This is a genomic window from Parabacteroides johnsonii DSM 18315 (assembly GCF_025151045.1).
Classification (GTDB): Bacteria; Bacteroidota; Bacteroidia; order Bacteroidales; family Tannerellaceae; genus Parabacteroides; species Parabacteroides johnsonii.
This window is the reverse complement of record NZ_CP102285.1, coordinates 773,015-789,281: the sequence shown is the minus strand read 5'-3', so window position 1 is coordinate 789,281 and position 16,267 is coordinate 773,015. Positions and strand designations below refer to the sequence as shown.

Annotated in this window: 13 protein-coding genes; 1 reads left to right on the top strand and 12 read right to left on the bottom strand. The window is 46.2% G+C overall.

Annotation, left to right across the window (positions count from 1 at the left end; translation table 11 throughout):
• Positions 1-4: 4 nt before the first annotated feature.
• From NQ564_RS03425 to NQ564_RS03400, 6 genes are all read right to left on the bottom strand, one after another.
• Positions 5-331 (bottom strand): hypothetical protein, encoded by a 327-nt coding sequence (locus tag NQ564_RS03425; RefSeq protein WP_005635220.1) that lies wholly within the window; start codon positions 329-331, stop codon positions 5-7.
• A 177-nt stretch (positions 332-508) separates the two neighbouring features.
• Positions 509-2,212 (bottom strand): RecQ family ATP-dependent DNA helicase, encoded by a 1,704-nt coding sequence (locus tag NQ564_RS03420; protein ID WP_008147410.1) that lies wholly within the window; start codon positions 2,210-2,212, stop codon positions 509-511.
• Between the two features lie 108 nt (positions 2,213-2,320).
• The gene (clpB, locus tag NQ564_RS03415) at positions 2,321-4,909 is read right to left on the bottom strand and encodes an ATP-dependent chaperone ClpB (RefSeq protein ID WP_008147406.1); all 2,589 of its coding nucleotides are present in this window, start codon (positions 4,907-4,909) and stop codon (positions 2,321-2,323) included.
• Positions 4,910-5,163: 254 nt separating this feature from the next.
• On the bottom strand, positions 5,164-6,030 hold the full coding sequence (locus NQ564_RS03410) for a hypothetical protein (protein WP_008147404.1): 867 nt from the start codon (positions 6,028-6,030) through the stop codon (positions 5,164-5,166).
• Positions 6,031-6,099: 69 nt separating this feature from the next.
• Positions 6,100-6,867 (bottom strand): ADP-ribosylglycohydrolase family protein, encoded by a 768-nt coding sequence (locus tag NQ564_RS03405; RefSeq protein ID WP_008147403.1) that lies wholly within the window; start codon positions 6,865-6,867, stop codon positions 6,100-6,102.
• 44 nt (positions 6,868-6,911) lie between these two features.
• A complete protein-coding gene (locus NQ564_RS03400; protein WP_008147400.1) occupies positions 6,912-7,961 on the bottom strand; it encodes a linear amide C-N hydrolase in 1,050 nt (349 codons plus the stop codon).
• Between the two features lie 486 nt (positions 7,962-8,447).
• On the opposite strand from NQ564_RS03400, the gene NQ564_RS03395 reads away from it, so the two are divergent.
• Positions 8,448-9,209 (top strand): exodeoxyribonuclease III, encoded by a 762-nt coding sequence (locus NQ564_RS03395; RefSeq protein WP_008147398.1) that lies wholly within the window; start codon positions 8,448-8,450, stop codon positions 9,207-9,209.
• Here the strand turns inward: NQ564_RS03395 and NQ564_RS03390 are convergent.
• From NQ564_RS03390 to NQ564_RS03365, 6 genes are all read right to left on the bottom strand, one after another.
• Positions 9,179-10,141 (bottom strand): tRNA-dihydrouridine synthase family protein, encoded by a 963-nt coding sequence (locus NQ564_RS03390; protein WP_008147397.1) that lies wholly within the window; start codon positions 10,139-10,141, stop codon positions 9,179-9,181. The genes NQ564_RS03395 and NQ564_RS03390 overlap by 31 nt on opposite strands.
• Positions 10,138-10,806 (bottom strand): lipoyl(octanoyl) transferase LipB, encoded by a 669-nt coding sequence (gene lipB, locus NQ564_RS03385; protein ID WP_008147395.1) that lies wholly within the window; start codon positions 10,804-10,806, stop codon positions 10,138-10,140. The genes NQ564_RS03390 and lipB overlap by 4 nt, the downstream gene beginning before the upstream one ends.
• A complete protein-coding gene (gene mtgA / locus NQ564_RS03380) occupies positions 10,803-11,621 on the bottom strand; it encodes a monofunctional biosynthetic peptidoglycan transglycosylase (RefSeq protein WP_008147393.1) in 819 nt (272 codons plus the stop codon). Before mtgA ends, lipB begins: the two co-directional genes overlap by 4 nt.
• Before the next feature lie 35 nt (positions 11,622-11,656).
• Positions 11,657-13,198 (bottom strand): D-xylose transporter XylE, encoded by a 1,542-nt coding sequence (gene xylE / locus NQ564_RS03375; protein WP_129649771.1) that lies wholly within the window; start codon positions 13,196-13,198, stop codon positions 11,657-11,659.
• 211 nt (positions 13,199-13,409) lie between these two features.
• Complete coding sequence (gene xylA / locus NQ564_RS03370) at positions 13,410-14,738, bottom strand: xylose isomerase (protein WP_008147386.1); 1,329 nt, start codon at positions 14,736-14,738, stop codon at positions 13,410-13,412.
• A gap of 39 nt (positions 14,739-14,777) precedes the next feature.
• Positions 14,778-16,265 carry a xylulokinase gene (locus NQ564_RS03365; protein WP_008158515.1) on the bottom strand — a complete coding sequence of 496 codons (1,488 nt, stop codon included), beginning with the start codon at positions 16,263-16,265 and terminating at the stop codon, positions 14,778-14,780.
• Positions 16,266-16,267 lie beyond the last annotated feature (2 nt).

The window sequence follows — 16,267 nt, the reverse complement described above, 5'->3', positions numbered from 1 at the left end:
TCTATTAATCGAACATGTTGATGGAATCGCAATATTCAAGTTCTCCCTGTACAATAAAAGTGATGTCTTCAGGTGAGAACTTGCCAACACCGTCTTTTTGCGCATTCTTTACAACAAACCCGATCAATTCATCTTCATCAATATCAATTTCGGCATTGTCATCGGAATTTTCATCAAGGAACCCCTTCGACTCATAAAATTCATAAATCAGATCCACAATATAATTAATATCGTCATTACTGAATTTTCCTTTCAATTCCTGGGGAAGATAGTTCTGGATAAATGCTACAGAATCATCTTCATCATAAATTAAATCGTCTTTGTCACTCATATCTTTTTAATTTTTGGTTGATAGATGCTACAAACATAAACAAAAATATCCGTTATCCATACAGGTACTCCAAAAAATCAATCCGAATCTTAAACAGGTTCCTAATGCATAGCTTTACGAGGACTAACTCTATGCATTAGCCTCCGTAACACATAGGGTTAAGTTGAACTACCTTTACTACTTCTGCAAGCAATTATCACAGCATCCGCATCGTGTCCCTTTCATACCGAAATATCCGGAAATAAACTCCTGGCGACAACCTTGAGTCTCAAGGTATTCCACCACCTTTTCGATTCGCATTTTGAAAGCTGCCAAACGGTTTTCATAGGATGCGGTCGTAATGACAAGACGATCCAGAGGGACACGGATCATCTTAAAAGTGATCCGGGGTTCTTTGCGGGGAGGGACATAATAGAAACCGACATTCCGCAGATACCCTAAGACTTTCGCCACCTCACGAGCTTCCAGCCCGGTTTTTCGCGCCAGCATATCGACACTGACGAAAACTCCGGCAGAAAAAAGCCCTTCGTAATTCCGTAAGATTTCAACAGCGACTTTGGCGGCAGGAGAAGCGTCGTTCAGGAAACGATCCATCGTCCAACGAGGCTGATCATATCGCAAATAGGGTTGCGAATTAGGATAGGGTTCAAACGTCAGATAGTTCGACAAAGAGAGTATTTCAAGGGAAGAACGCAAACGGCCCTTATCGAAATGCCAGCTTCTCAAAAACTCCGGTTCATCCAGATAGACAGACACGCCTTCCCCATCCCCTTCTGCAATCTGAAAACGGTTACACAACGCTTCATATACCCGTTTGATATATTCAACCGTAGGGAAAGCATTGGAAGGACGTCTTTTTATATCCGTTATGTCCTGCGGTCCCAACAAAGCTACAGCATAAGCCCGTTTCCCGTCACGGCCGGCACGTCCCGCCTCCTGGTAATAAGCCTCCATCGAATCAGGAAACTCCGTATGGATAACCACCCGCACATCCCCTTTATCGATCCCCATTCCGAATGCGTTGGTAGCGACCAGCACACGCGTAAATCCTTTCACCCAATTCGTCTGCCGCTCTGTCTTCAGGACCGGGTCCAGGCCTGCATGGAAATATTCGGCTGAAATACCTGCCGCCCGCAACTTTCCGGCATATTCTTCCACCCCTTTGCGAGTACGGCTGTAAATCACTGCAGAGCCGGGTACGGCCGACAGGATATGGCAGATTTCTTTCAATTTATTATCGGTCTTACGGACTACGAACGAAAGGTTCTTCCGTTCGAAAGAGGTCTTGAATATCCGATATCCTTTGCGGAAATGGAGTTGTTCGCAGATATCGGCAACCACTGCTGCCGTTGCTGAGGCTGTTACGGCAATTACCTGGACCTGCGGTATAGCATCGCGGATATCCGCAATCAAGCGGTAATCCCTGCGAAAATCATTCCCCCATTGAGAGATACAGTGCGCTTCATCCACAACCAGCAAATTCACTTTGCGGGACAACGTCTTCAACTTCTCCTGAAACAGTTCGGAAGAAATACGTTCAGGAGAAATGTAAAGGAACTTATAATCTCCCAAGATGCAATTATCCAGTTGTTGCAAAATCTCCCAATGCGGCATTTCGGAACTGATAAACGCCGACAGAATCCCTCGCTTTTGCAGGTTCCTCACCTGGTCCTTCATTAAAGCGACAAGCGGACTGACCACAAGGCAAATACCCGGATTCGCCAATGCAGGCACCTGGAAGGTAATGGATTTACCTCCTCCCGTCGGCATAAGCGCCAATGTATCATGCCCGGACAGAATACTGTCTATGACTTCTGCCTGTCCCGGCCGGAACCCGTCATAGCCCCAGTAGTGCTTCAGAACTTGTAATGGATGGTGCATATTCAAATATTTTCACAAAGATAGAACATCCGGACCAACAAAAAAAGCCCTACTCCTTTTGGGAGCAGAGCCTTTCACATAAATATATATCAATCCAACCATCTTCGGTCAATTCTTGAAGACCAAACCGGCACCGTTGCTGTCGATTGTGATCGGGCGATCTTTGTTGATCTTTCCGCCCAACAACTCTTTGGACAGTTCGTTCAGGACATACTTCTGGATGACACGTTTTACAGGACGGGCACCAAACTGCGGGTCGAACCCTTTGTCTGAAATAAATGCCAGAGCTGCATCCGTAAATTCCAGCGCAATCCCATTCTGGGCCAGCATCTTCTTCACACTATTCAGCTGAACAGTCACGATCTTGCGGATCTCTTCTTCGTTGAGCGGAGTAAACATGATGATGTCATCGATACGGTTCAGGAACTCCGGGCGAATTGTCTTCTTCAGTAATTCCAACACCTGGATCTTCGTTTCATCCACTACCTGATCGTGCGTTTCGGGTGTCATCTTCTCGAAGTTTTCACGAATCAAGGACGATCCCATGTTACTGGTCATAATAATGATCGTATTCTTGAAGTTGACGACACGTCCCTTATTGTCGGTCAGCCGTCCATCATCCAACACCTGCAAAAGGATATTGAATACATCCGGATGAGCCTTTTCGATTTCATCAAACAGGACGACCGAATAAGGTTTACGGCGGATCGCTTCCGTCAACTGGCCACCTTCATCATAGCCGACATATCCCGGAGGCGCACCGATCAGACGAGTCGCACTAAACTTTTCCTGATATTCACTCATATCGATACGAGTCATCATATTCTCGTCGTCGAACAGATATTCCGCCAATGCTTTGGCCAGCTCTGTCTTACCGACACCTGTCGTACCGAGGAAAATAAATGAACCGATCGGTCGTTTCGGGTCTTGTAATCCGGCACGGCTACGGCGCACAGCATCAGCAATAGCACTGATGGCCTCCTCCTGCCCGATCACACGCGTGTGCAATTCAGATTCCAGATGGAGCAATTTTTCCTTTTCACTCTGCATCATCTTGCTGACAGGAATTCCCGTCCAACGAGATACCACATCGGCGATATCTTCACTGTCCACTTCCTCCTTGATCATGGCAGAAGCACCTTGCATCGTCTTCAGTTTCTCCTGGACTTCCCTGATCTCTTCCTCCTTTTGTTTGATCTTTCCGTAACGGATTTCGGCTACTTTACCGTAGTCGCCTTCACGTTCGGCCTTATCAGCTTCAAACTTCAGGTTTTCGATATCGATCTTATTCTGCTGAATCTTGTTGATCTGCTCTTTTTCGCTTTGCCACTGAGCCTTCTGTTTCGTTTCTTCGTCCTTCAGGTCGGCAATTTCCTTATTGAGCTGTTCCAGCTTTCCTTTATCATTTTCACGCTTGATCGCTTCACGCTCGATTTCCAGTTGCTTGATACGGCGGGAAACCTCGTCGAGAGATTCCGGCACAGAGTCGATCTGCAAACGCAAACGGGCTGCTGCCTCATCCATCAGGTCGATCGCCTTATCGGGCAAGAACCGGTCAGTGATGTATCGTGTAGACAACTGGACGGCTGCAATGATGGCATCATCTTTGATACGGACCTTATGGTGGTTTTCATATTTTTCCTTCAAACCACGCAGGATGGAAATGGCATCCAATTCGTTCGGTTCGTCCACCATAACAATCTGAAAACGACGTTCGAGCGCCTTATCCTTCTCAAAATACTTCTGATATTCATCCAGCGTCGTCGCACCGATCGAACGCAATTCACCACGAGCCAAAGCAGGTTTCAGGATATTGGCGGCATCCATCGCACCTTCGCCCTTACCGGCACCGACCAATGTATGGATCTCATCGATAAAAAGGATGATTTCCCCATCCGATTTAGTCACTTCACCCACTACAGCTTTCAAACGTTCTTCAAATTCGCCTTTATATTTGGCCCCGGCAACCAAAGCTCCCATATCCAAAGAGAAAATCTGTTTCGATTTCAAATTTTCCGGTACGTCACCCCGGACGATACGATGAGCAAGCCCCTCGGCAATCGCCGTCTTACCAACACCCGGTTCACCAATCAAAATCGGGTTATTTTTCGTACGACGGCTCAGGATCTGAAGTACACGGCGGATTTCGTCGTCACGACCGATCACCGGATCCAACTTGCCGCTACGGGCACGTTCGTTCAGGTTGATCGCATATTTTCCCAGTGCATCATATGTATCTTCAGCCGACTGGCTGGTTACCTTATTCCCTTTCCGCAATTCTTCAATCGCCTGGCGTAATTCATTTTCTGTCATACCGGCATCTTTCAGAATTTGAGAAGCAGTGCTCTTTTCCGTGAACAAGGCCAAAATAATCGGCTCCAGAGACACATACTGGTCCCCCATTTTGGATGAATAGCCGATTGCTTTCTGCAAAACGGCATTTGCTTCACTTGACAGGTAAGGTTCTCCGCCTGATACTTTCGGTAATGAACTGATCTGCGCATCCAATACACGATTCAGATTCTGGATATTGACACCCAGCTTCTGGAAGATGAAATTGGTCACACTTTCGCCCGTCATAATGACACCTTTCAGCAAATGTACGGCTTCGATCGCCTGCTGCCCATTCTGAGTAGCAAGTTGCACGGCCTGCTGGACGGCTTCCTGTGCTTTAATTGTAAAATTGTTTAAATTCATATAGTTATACTCCTTTCAATTCTATTTTTATTTCTCATTTCCACAGACATTCCTACAAAACAAGTACCAGAAACAAAATATGTCATTTTGTCATACATTTTAGAACTTCGCATTAAAAGAGCCTGTCGAACAGTCTCGTTTCACGCCGTTTTTTACATGTTTTCGGGAAAAGAACAAGGCGGCTGGGAAAAAGGTTTACTTTTACCTTGTCAAGACGGAGCTTTTTCTACTTATAGAATTTCAGGAATATAAATCTAAGAAATATCTTCGGCAATAGTGTATCCTAATTCCCGGTCATCATTCTTATCTTGGAAAAAATAGGCATTCCCTTCAGGAGATTCAATATAATAAAGGTTTGTATAAACAAAATCGGGATTGTCCCGTTTCAGGACTCTGGCCACATTATCAGGGACTTTTGTATCTAAACTGATTTCATACCTTGTCTCTTTCCAAAAATAATAATCAGTTTCAACCTCTCCTCTAAAAGAAACAAATTTAAGGGTGTCGTTATGAAGGACAAAATAATCATAATATCCTCCATTATTCTGATATCCTCTAATTTCAGAACCGTCATATTTCTTATAGATAAAGTCAAAATGAGCCTTCGGCAAATCAACAAACCAGGTAGGGTCATTCGGTGTCCATGTATATACAGCCAAGAACATCCCGTCATCATTCAGACAAACGTAATGTGTCATATCTTTAACATTTTTCCACTGATACAGAAAATGTAATGTATAAAGGCTTCTATCCATCCCCTCCCGCTCCGTTTTGTATATATTTTCAAATTGGGCAAAACGATACTTGGAATTTTCAAAAGCAGTTTGTGCTTCAAGCGAAAGCTGGTTGAAATCAGCAATCTTCGTGTGAGTCATTTTCCAAATATCATCCACATACCAGATCGAAGCTTCATTTTGGTCTTTATCTATAACATTTATTTGAGAAAAGTTCGAATATTCCTGATAATTCAGGATTTCCACAGAAGGATATCTTTTTGAGAGATCAACCTTAATCATCTCCGGGATTTCATCTTCAATCAGTTGCTCTTCCTTATCACACGCAGTAATGCATATGGATAACAGGCATGCCATGATATAGTAAAAAAAGGGAACTCGTTTCATATTCAAATGTATAAATAGGTTTTCATCAATAAAGAATATCGCAAATGTACGAAAAAAGAAATCCTACAATCATATTTTTTGATAAAATTCTTCAACAACTTCGACAAAAGCCTCTGGCAACCGTCTCAACACTTCGATTTTCCAATCTTCGGACATTCCATAAAAGGCTTCTGCTATTCCTCCCGTAATGCAGGCCAACGTGTCTGAATCGCCACCGAGAGAAATGGCCAAACGGATTGCAGTTTCAAAATCCGTACTTTCCAAAAAAGCGACAATCGCCTCCGGGACAGTTCCCTGACAACTTGGGTTAAAGCGATAGTCCGGCCGGATCTCGTCACAGGTAAAATTCAAATCATATAAAAAAGTCGTTTCAATATATTCTCGGATAGCTTGTTTGCTTTTTCCTGTACGAGCCAGATAGATGGCAGCAGCCACAGCTTGAGCCCCTTTGATCCCTTCCGGATGGTTATGGGAAACGGCAGCCGTTTCTTCAGCCACTTGCAATGTTTTTTCCAATGAACCAAAAGCCCACCCAACTGCGCTAACCCGCATAGCCGAACCATTCCCCCAACTGTTATAAGGCTGTGGATTCGTTTCACAAAGCCATTGCCCGAAACGTGCTCCATAGCCTCCCATCGGACACGGAAACTCCCTGCCATAACGATGCATAACTTGCACGAGATTCCCTCCATACAATAGCCAGTCAGTCACGGCGACCGTCATAATCGTGTCGTCCGTATAATTGCTTTTCTTGGTAAAGAACGGAAAAACCGTTGTCTTTATATTATCAAACTCATATACGGAACCGATAATATCTCCGGCTATTGCTCCTATCATATTACTCTCATTTTTATTCGGACATAAAAATACAAAACAACCTCCTATATCCCAAACAGAAAGTGAAGTGACTTTCCGGCCTGAAACCTTCCGGCGGCATTGCCCGCATAAATCTCTCCACCCGTGAGCGTCAACTTCTTCACCGGAGCTCCGGTTTTAAAATCCAAGTCTTTGAAATTGATCCAAAAAATATCGGGGCTAAGCGTTGATTCGAAATAATACACTTTATTTTTTTGATCCGCTACCGTACGCCAGCGAGTCGAAGCAATATTGGGCTGTTCGGGGATAGAGATTCCCAAAGGAACCGAAACATTGCGCATCACACTAAAAACTCCGGCAACAGCCTGCCTGAAATTATCGGTTTGCGGTAATGCCTGGATATAAAACGATGCACGGACAAAGCGATCGGAAGCACGGTTTGTCCCGGGTAGCATAACCAGACCGCCAATCTCTTTCCAGTAATCATTCAAAGTCAACTGTTTGTCATAGGTAGGGGAATTTGTCATTATCTGGCATTCTCGTCCCTCATGAATAATCAGATTGCCGTTGATATATTCAAAGATGGCACTATTCCCGGTCGCATCCGAAATCGAGAGGTGCAAAGTCGATTTTGCTCCGTTAGGTAAATCAGGGTCATCGATACGGAAAGTTTCCAGGCTCAATTCATTCACAGCTTCGTCCACCGTCGCAAAATTATCCAAGACATATTGTGTCCAGATGCTCAATCCCATCACCGGACGGCTATCATTCGGACGATGATAAGAGGATTCGGTCAGGAAAAGCAAGTTCGCCACCAGGCCTTTTTCATTCATACCGTCACAAACTCCGATATCATATCCGGCAGTCACAACACTCCCATATTTGGAAGTCCACGTCACCGTATTGTCCGTAATCCCTCCCCATTTCCCCATTCCCCGAGGGAAAAGGTAAATATTCGATTGCGGATCCTCTTTCCAATCCATCGTCCGCCCTGTCACGATCATATCATCCGGTCCCAGATAGACCGCACGCGTACAGGCTTTGTTTTGCTCTGCAAAAAACATCATGCCTAAAGCTACCACTGAAAAGACGGCTAACTTATTTCTTTTTGCCATAACTATAATTTTAAATATGTCCAAACTATATTTATAACAGGGATATGAGAATGATAGTTCCAGTTGTTCAGAACAACTTGTAACAGAATAAAATCAACAATACCCCCTTTTTGCACCATTTTTCTATTTCATCGAAAATTCCGATCCATACTGTTCTTACGTTTTGGCAAGATTAGGCATCTAAAAATGATAAATGTGAAAAAATTTTTTTTTGATCATCTTTTACGGATTGACATTTTGACCATCTAATCGGGGTATTTGCTATCAAATAGAATGTTAAAAAATATTACCCTTGCGGGTAATTTTCAAAAGATGCCCTATTAATTCAATTTAGATGGGAAAGAGGTGTCATTTTGATAACTGTGCCGAAAGTTCCCTCCCCGGGAAAAAGGAGAAATGTTATTTTGGTGAGGTTACCTCACTGAAAATATGTCAATAGAAGAAAATACATTACATTTGTCTTATCATTAAAATAAGTATTAGGAGATGAAAATTATAACATACAATGTAAACGGCCTGCGTGCCGCCGTAGGAAAAGGATTGCCCGAATGGCTGGCACAAGAACAACCCGACGTACTTTGCCTACAGGAAACCAAGTTGCAACCGGACCAATATCCGGCTGAAGCATTTGAAGCGCTCGGCTACAAAGCATGGCTTTTCAGTGCACAGAAGAAAGGCTATAGCGGAGTCGCAATCCTGAGCCGCCGAGAACCGGACCATGTGGAATATGGGATGGGGATCGAAAAGTACGATAACGAGGGGCGTTTCATCCGGGCCGATTTCGGGGATCTGTCGGTGATCAGCGTTTACCACCCTTCGGGTACGAGCGGCGATGAGCGTCAGGCATTCAAGATGGAATGGTTGGAAGATTTCCAGAACTATGTAGTGGAACTACAAAAATCGCGTCCGAAACTGATCTTATGCGGGGACTACAATATCTGCCACGAACCGATTGATATTCATGACCCGGTACGCAATGCGACGAACAGCGGCTTCCTTCCGGAAGAGCGGGAATGGATGACTCGTTTCCTGGATGCCGGCTATATCGACACGTTCCGCCTTCTCAACCCGGACAAACAGGAATATACCTGGTGGAGTTATCGTTTCAGCGCCCGTGCCAAAAACAAGGGCTGGCGTATTGACTATTGCATGGTCAGCGAACCGATGAAAGCACAAGTGGAAAAAGCGTATATTTTAAATGAGGCTGTTCATTCGGATCATTGCCCGGCAGTGATCGAGGTGTCGTAAATCAAATTCCGCACTGCCTCTTGATAATCTGCCAACCGGGAACTTTTCAATATTTTTTTCCGGAGCCGTTTCTCTGCATCCGGCAACAGGTAATCCCAAAGGGTCTTCATCTTGTCGAGTACCTGGTGTTCGCCTCCCTCCAGACGGGAAGAATAGCCCGCTAACAGTAAGGCATGGAAAGCAGACAACTTCTCTATCTTCTCCTGAGCGGTAAGCGGGGTATCGGATATATATTCCGTTGCCAGCCAGGGAGAAGACAGCAGACCACGTCCTATCATGATACCTTTCAAACGGGGAAAACGTCCGGTTAACGAACGAATATCCGGCAAAGTCCGGATGTCTCCATTATAGAAAAGCGGAAGCGTGCATGAATCATAAAATCGGGAGAAGGCACTCAGGTCAGTCTTTCCTTTATATTGCTGCGTACCGATCCTGGGATGCAATGTGAGATGTGTGAGGGGCAATCTGTTCAAAAAAGGAAGAAGCGCTTGCGCCTCCTCAGGAGAATCCCAACCCAACCGCAGTTTGACCGAGAATTGTATCTCCGGGAATTCAAAAATCGTTTCCAACAACACCTTCACCTCATCCGGATAAGGCAGGATACCCGCTCCCCGATGTTGTCGTGCCTGCATCGGGAAAGGACAACCCAAATTAATATCAGCACGTCGGTACCCCGATTCACGAAACAAACCGGCAATCCGGCGGAACTCTTCGGGCGAAGCTGCGATCATCTGGGGAACAAGTGAGGCGGATGCGTTTGCTTCCGGTGCAAGATCCCGCAATTCCTTATTACGAAAGCCATCCTTTTCGAGACGGACGAACGGAGTGTAATAGGTATCGACTCCCCCGAATACTCGTGCATGCGCTTCCCTGTAGACCCAATCGGTATATCCCTGCAAAGGAGCGAGATGAATAGCATACGGGACCATCATTCCGGAAACATTTCAATGAAAAGTGAATGAAGACATGCTTTGGCCGCTTCGAAATCCTGTTCCGCCCCCAACTCTTTTTCAAGCGAGGTGACTCCTTTATCTTTAAAGCCACAAGGATTGATCAGGGAGAAGTAATCCAAGTTCGTATTTATATTCAAGGCAAAGCCGTGCATGGTGACGAAACGGCTACTTTTCACACCGATCGCACAAATCTTACGGGCTTTACCCGGCACATCAGGATCGATCCACACACCTGTAGCTCCCGCGAGCCGCTCCCCTTTAATGCCATAGATAGCTAAAAAGCGGATAATGGTTTCTTCCAGCCTGTCGATATATTGCTTGAGTCCCAACTTCCAGGTATCGAGATCGAAGACCGGATATCCGGTGATTTGTCCGGGACCGTGATACGTGATATCCCCTCCCCGGTTGATATGGTAAAAAGAGACACCCCGCTGCACAAGCAGTTCTTCCGGGATCAGTAGGTTGGTGTCTTTACCACTTTTTCCAATAGTCAGTACCGGCTGATGTTCGCAGAAGAACAACCGGTTTTCCCCGGTCCTGCCTTGCGCTTTCGCTTCCAACAAGGTGTTGAAAGCAGCCGTCTGGCGTTCCAATGCCTTCTCATATTCGATACGTCCGAGATCGTGATATATAAAATGACTCATATGATTATCGTTCTTATGTAAATATTCTTTTCGGGCAGATATACCGTCATACCGGATTCCGCCCGGAGCTTCTTACGTTTACGCACTTTCCTGCTACCGGATTCAGGGTCGGAGTCACCACTGTCATACCCCATTTTGATCTTAAGCAGTTTCTCCATCAGCGACATGATCTTCGTCTGCCGTTTCAGCATATAAGGAGAAGGTTTTGCAGAATTGAACTTGCGGGGATTCGGCAAGGTCGCAGCGATCAAAGCCGCTTCCGCCTTTGTCAGTTTATAGGCCGGCTTTTTGAAATGGGCCTGTGCGACTGCTTCGGCACCATAAATACCGTCTCCCATTTCGATCGAGTTCAGATAAACTTCCATGATACGTTCTTTCCCCCAAATCCATTCGATCAGGACGGTGAAATAAGCCTCGATGCCTTTGCGCAAATAAGTCCTTCCGGGCCAGAGAAACACGTTCTTGGCAGTCTGTTGCGAGATCGTGCTCGCTCCTCGTACACGTTTGCCTTTTTCGGCATCGGCACGAGCTTTCTGAATCTGTATCATATCGAAACCATCATGGTCGAGAAAAAGATTGTCTTCCGAAGCCACGACCGCCTGTGCCAATGGCTGGGCAATTTGCTTCAAAGGCATCCATTTGTGTTCCAGCTTGATGGGCTTACTATCCCGAACCTGTTCGTAGACGCGGATAAACATCAGCGGAGTGTAGTAAACAGGAATGAATTTATATGCCACCACAGCCAACAAACTGGAAACAAACAGAAACAGCAACAAGTTCCGGCTTCCTATCAGTATTTTTTTCAGTATGCGCATCGATTCTTGTCTTTTCGAACGGCAAACTTACGGATTTATTTCCAATATTGTTCCATCTGTTCCAGTGTCTTGCCCTTTGTTTCGGGAACGAATTTCCAGATAAACAGAGCGGCCAAAACTCCCATGACACCATAAACCCAGTAGGCCATACCATGATTGAACGTATCGGTCAGATACTGGTTCTTATCAAGCATCGGGAAAGTCCAGGAGACAAGGAAATTGGCGATCCATTGCCCGGCAACGGCAATACTCATCACTGTCGAGCGGATCGTATTCGGGAAGATCTCTGCCAGCAATACCCAACAGACCGGCCCCCATGACATCGCAAAACCAGCCGTGTACACCAACATGCAAACCAACGAGCCGATACCGACGGAGTGCGTATAGAAAGTCGTCCCCAAGATCATCATCGAAACGGCCATGACCAATGCCCCGATAATCATAAGCGGACGGCGTCCGAACCGGTCGACCGTAAAGATAGCCAGTACGGTAAAAGAGAGGTTCACAGCTCCTACCACGATCTGCTGCAACAAAGCGGCATCGGTGGCGGCTCCCATTGTTTTAAATATCTCCGGCGCATAATACAACACGACATTGATCCCGACAAACTGCTGGAAACCGGACAGAAGGACACCGACAAATATGATCAGTATGCCGAACGAACCCACCGGAAAGATCAAAGACACAAAAAAACTACCGATCAAAGCGATCTCCAAAGCACTCGTATTACCAGCCAATTCCAACGCTCCGTACAAAAGCAGAAACAGCACCAGCCACATCCCCATAAATAAGAAGTAAGGACGCATGGAAGGTTCCTGTTTCCTGAAACTTTCTTTTATTTCAACCAGTTCGGGTGCCGCTTTTTCTTTTCCCATCAAGCGATCCAGTACGGACAGCGCCTTATCTGTTTTACCGCGCATCACCAAATAACGGGGCGTTTCCGGCACAAACATCAGAAGGACCAGGAAAAGTAAAGCCGGGACGATCTCGGACGCGAACATCCAACGCCAGCCAATCGCGTGCAACCAGGCGGCATCTCCCTGCAACGCGATACTGTAATTTACAAAATAGACGACAAGCATACCGAAAATAATCGCAAACTGGTTCCACGACACCAGATTTCCCCGTTTTTCCGCCGGTGCCATCTCGGCAATATACATCGGAGAAACCATAGAAGCCAAACCAACTCCTACTCCTCCGACAATCCGGTAAAACACAAAAAGATACATGAATGTGTGATCTCCGCTACCAGGCATCCCGACAAACAGTTCCGGCCATGCCGAACCGATTGCCGACAGCAAAAACAGGATGGCAGCCAACACAAGCGTAGGTTTCCGTCCATACCGCTGGCTGATCCAACCGGCAAAAGAAGCACCTAATATACAACCGATCAGGGCACTGCTTACAACGAATCCTTCAAGCGCATTCGCCTGATCCAATGGTAGTCCGAAAGGTTCAATAAAGAATTTACGTAGCGATTCGACCGTCCCGGATATCACCGCTGTATCATATCCGAATAATAATCCCCCCAATGTCGCCACAAGGGTGATTCCAAAAATGTAGTTGTTGTTTTTCACGATAGAGATTCATAGAGGTAAATAATGATTTATCGGTATGGGACTTGGATGACACGGCCATACAAAATAATTGTCGTTTGTAGGGGCAGGGCTCTGCTCTGCCCATCGAATCCGGCAAGGCGAACTTTATTTTCATTGGGCGGAGTAGAACCCCGCCCCTACGGGACACCTTTATTTTATTGCACACCGGTAAATCAGTATTTATATGTTATTAAATGTACTGGTTGATAATCATCTCATACAATTCCTGTTTCCCGCTGATCTGCTTTGGTTCGTCACTGGCAAGAGCGATGGTACGCAGGTCTTCAAGAAGGAGTTTGCCTTCTTCGAACTTCTTACCGTCACCCTGGTCAAAGCTGGCGTAACGTTCGGCACGCATTTTCTTGTAATCGGAATGTTCCAGGATATCGGCAGCAGCCATCAAGGCACGGGCAAAGGAATCCATACCGCTGATATGAGCCAGGAAGATATCATCCAGATCGGTCGAGTTACGACGTGTCTTGGCATCGAAGTTCGTGCCTCCGGTAGTCAAGCCGCCTGCTTCGAGGATAACCAGCCAAGCCTGTGTCAGTTCGTAGATGTCAACCGGGAACTGGTCTGTATCCCAACCATTCTGATAATCACCGCGATTGGCATCGATACTGCACAACATACCGGCATCGGCGGCAGCCTGAAGTTCATGTTCGAATGTATGTCCGGCTAATGTAGCATGGTTCACTTCGATATTAATGGCAAAATCCTTGTCGAGACCATAATGGCGCAGGAAGCCGATAACCGTTTCCGTATCCACGTCATACTGATGTTTTGTCGGTTCCATCGGTTTAGGCTCTACCAGGAAAGTACCTTTGAACCCGTTCTTGCGGGCATAATCACGTGCCATCGTCAGCATCATGGCAAGATGTTCCTTTTCGCGTTTCATGTTGGTGTTCAACAAGCTCATATACCCTTCACGTCCGCCCCAGAACACATAGTTTTCGCCACCCAAGGCAATACAAGCGTCAATCGCGTTTTTGATCTGCGTGCCGGCACAAGCCACAGCAGGGAAATAAGGATTTGTAGCCGCCCCGTTCATATAACGTTTATGCCCGAACACATTGGCGGTAGACCACAACAGCTTCTTCCCTGTCGCTTCCTGATGCTGTTTGGCATATTCAACCATCGTATGCAGGTCTTTTTCAAATTCGGCCAACGTCGGTGCTTCATCCACAACATCCACATCATGAAAACAGTAGTAAGGGATATTACATTTCGTCATAAATTCGAAAGCAGCATCCATTTTATACTTGGCACGAGAAATACGGTCCGCACCCGCATTCCAGGGAAATGTTTTCGTTCCGCCACCGAACTGATCGGCCCCTTCCGCACACAATGTATGCCAATAGGCCATAGCGAAACGCAGATGGTCTTTCAGAGTTTTACCCATTACGACCTTATTTTCATCATAATAATGAAAAGCCATCGGATTTTTTGATTCGCGTCCTTCAAACTCTATTTTTCCAATCCCCGGAAAAAATTCTTTTTCACCTTTAAAGTAATTCATAATAATAAGTATTTATTGATTATACAATTTTTTCTTTTGTTACGCCAATGCTTTCTCCAACCGTTCTTTCCAGACCTCGAAAGCCCCGCAGTATTTGTCCGCTTTCAGCCCATCCGGCTCTATCACATTGATCTTTTTCAAGGAAGCAAACGCCTCTTCCGCCGACGCATAGATACCAGCACCGATACCGGCACCTTTGGCAGCCCCGACAGCCCCATTCGTATCGTAAAGTTCGATCACCGCTCCAGTAACGCCAGCCAACGCATCCCGGAAAATCGGGCTTAGGAACAGGTTGGCATTACCTGCACGGATCACCCCGATATCGATCCCCATCTCGTTCATAATATCCATACCATATTTGAAAGAGAAGACGATCCCTTCCTGTGCGGCACGGGCGATATGCGCTTTATTGTGAATGTTGAAATTCAGCCCATAAATGGAGCAATCCACCTGCTTGTTCTGTAACATACGCTCTGCACCGTTTCCGAAAGGCAGGATCGACAAGCCTTCCGAACCGATCGGAACGGTCGCCGCCAGCTCGTTCAAAGCAGGATAGCTTATACCTTCCGGAGCCACATTCCGCTTCACCCATGAATTGAGGATTCCCACACCGTTGATACATAAGAGGACACCTAAGCGTATCTGGTCTGCCGAATGGTTCACATGCGCAAAAGTATTCACTCGGGACAGTGTATCGTAGTTCACCTTGCCATTCACACCGTACACAACCCCTGACGTACCGCCCGTAGCAGCTATCTCACCCGGGTTCAGGACATTCAGCGACAACGCATTGTTAGGCTGGTCGCCTGCCCGATAGGTAACCGGTGTCCCCTTCTTCAAACCCAACTCCGAAGCAACCGATCCGAGCAATTCCCCTTGCACACCGAAAGTCGGACGAATATCCGGAATCAGCTCCTTGCCGAACCCAAAATAGTTCATCAAATCTTCAGAAACACTGTTATTCCGGAAATCCCAGAAAATTCCTTCCGAAAGGCCTGAAACAGTCGTAACGATATCGCCTGTCATGCGCATAGCAATAAAGTCGCCAGGCAACATGAATTTATGTACCTGTCCGAATATCTGCGGTTCAAACTCTTTAACCCATGCCAATTTGGAAGCCGTAAAGTTTCCGGGAGAATTCAAAAGATGTGCCAGGCATTGCTTTTCACCGATCGACTTGAAAGCCCGGTCCCCATAAGGTACTGCACGGCTGTCACACCAGATCACTGAAGGGCGCAGCACCTGCATCTTTTTGTCTACCAGCACGAGACCATGCATCTGGTACGAGATGCCGATCGCATCTACTTCAGTTCCTTTGATACCCGCCTTCGCAATCGCACCCTTTATCGCTTCTTTCAAATACATCCACCAGTCATCCGGATCCTGTTCTGCCCATCCGGGACGTACGGCTTTGATCGCCGCCTCTTCTTTCGGATAAAAATCAGAGGCAAGCGTCAGCCCCGTATCTTTGTCAACAATAGAAGCCTTCACCGAAGAGCTTCCGATATCACAACCTAATAAACACATAT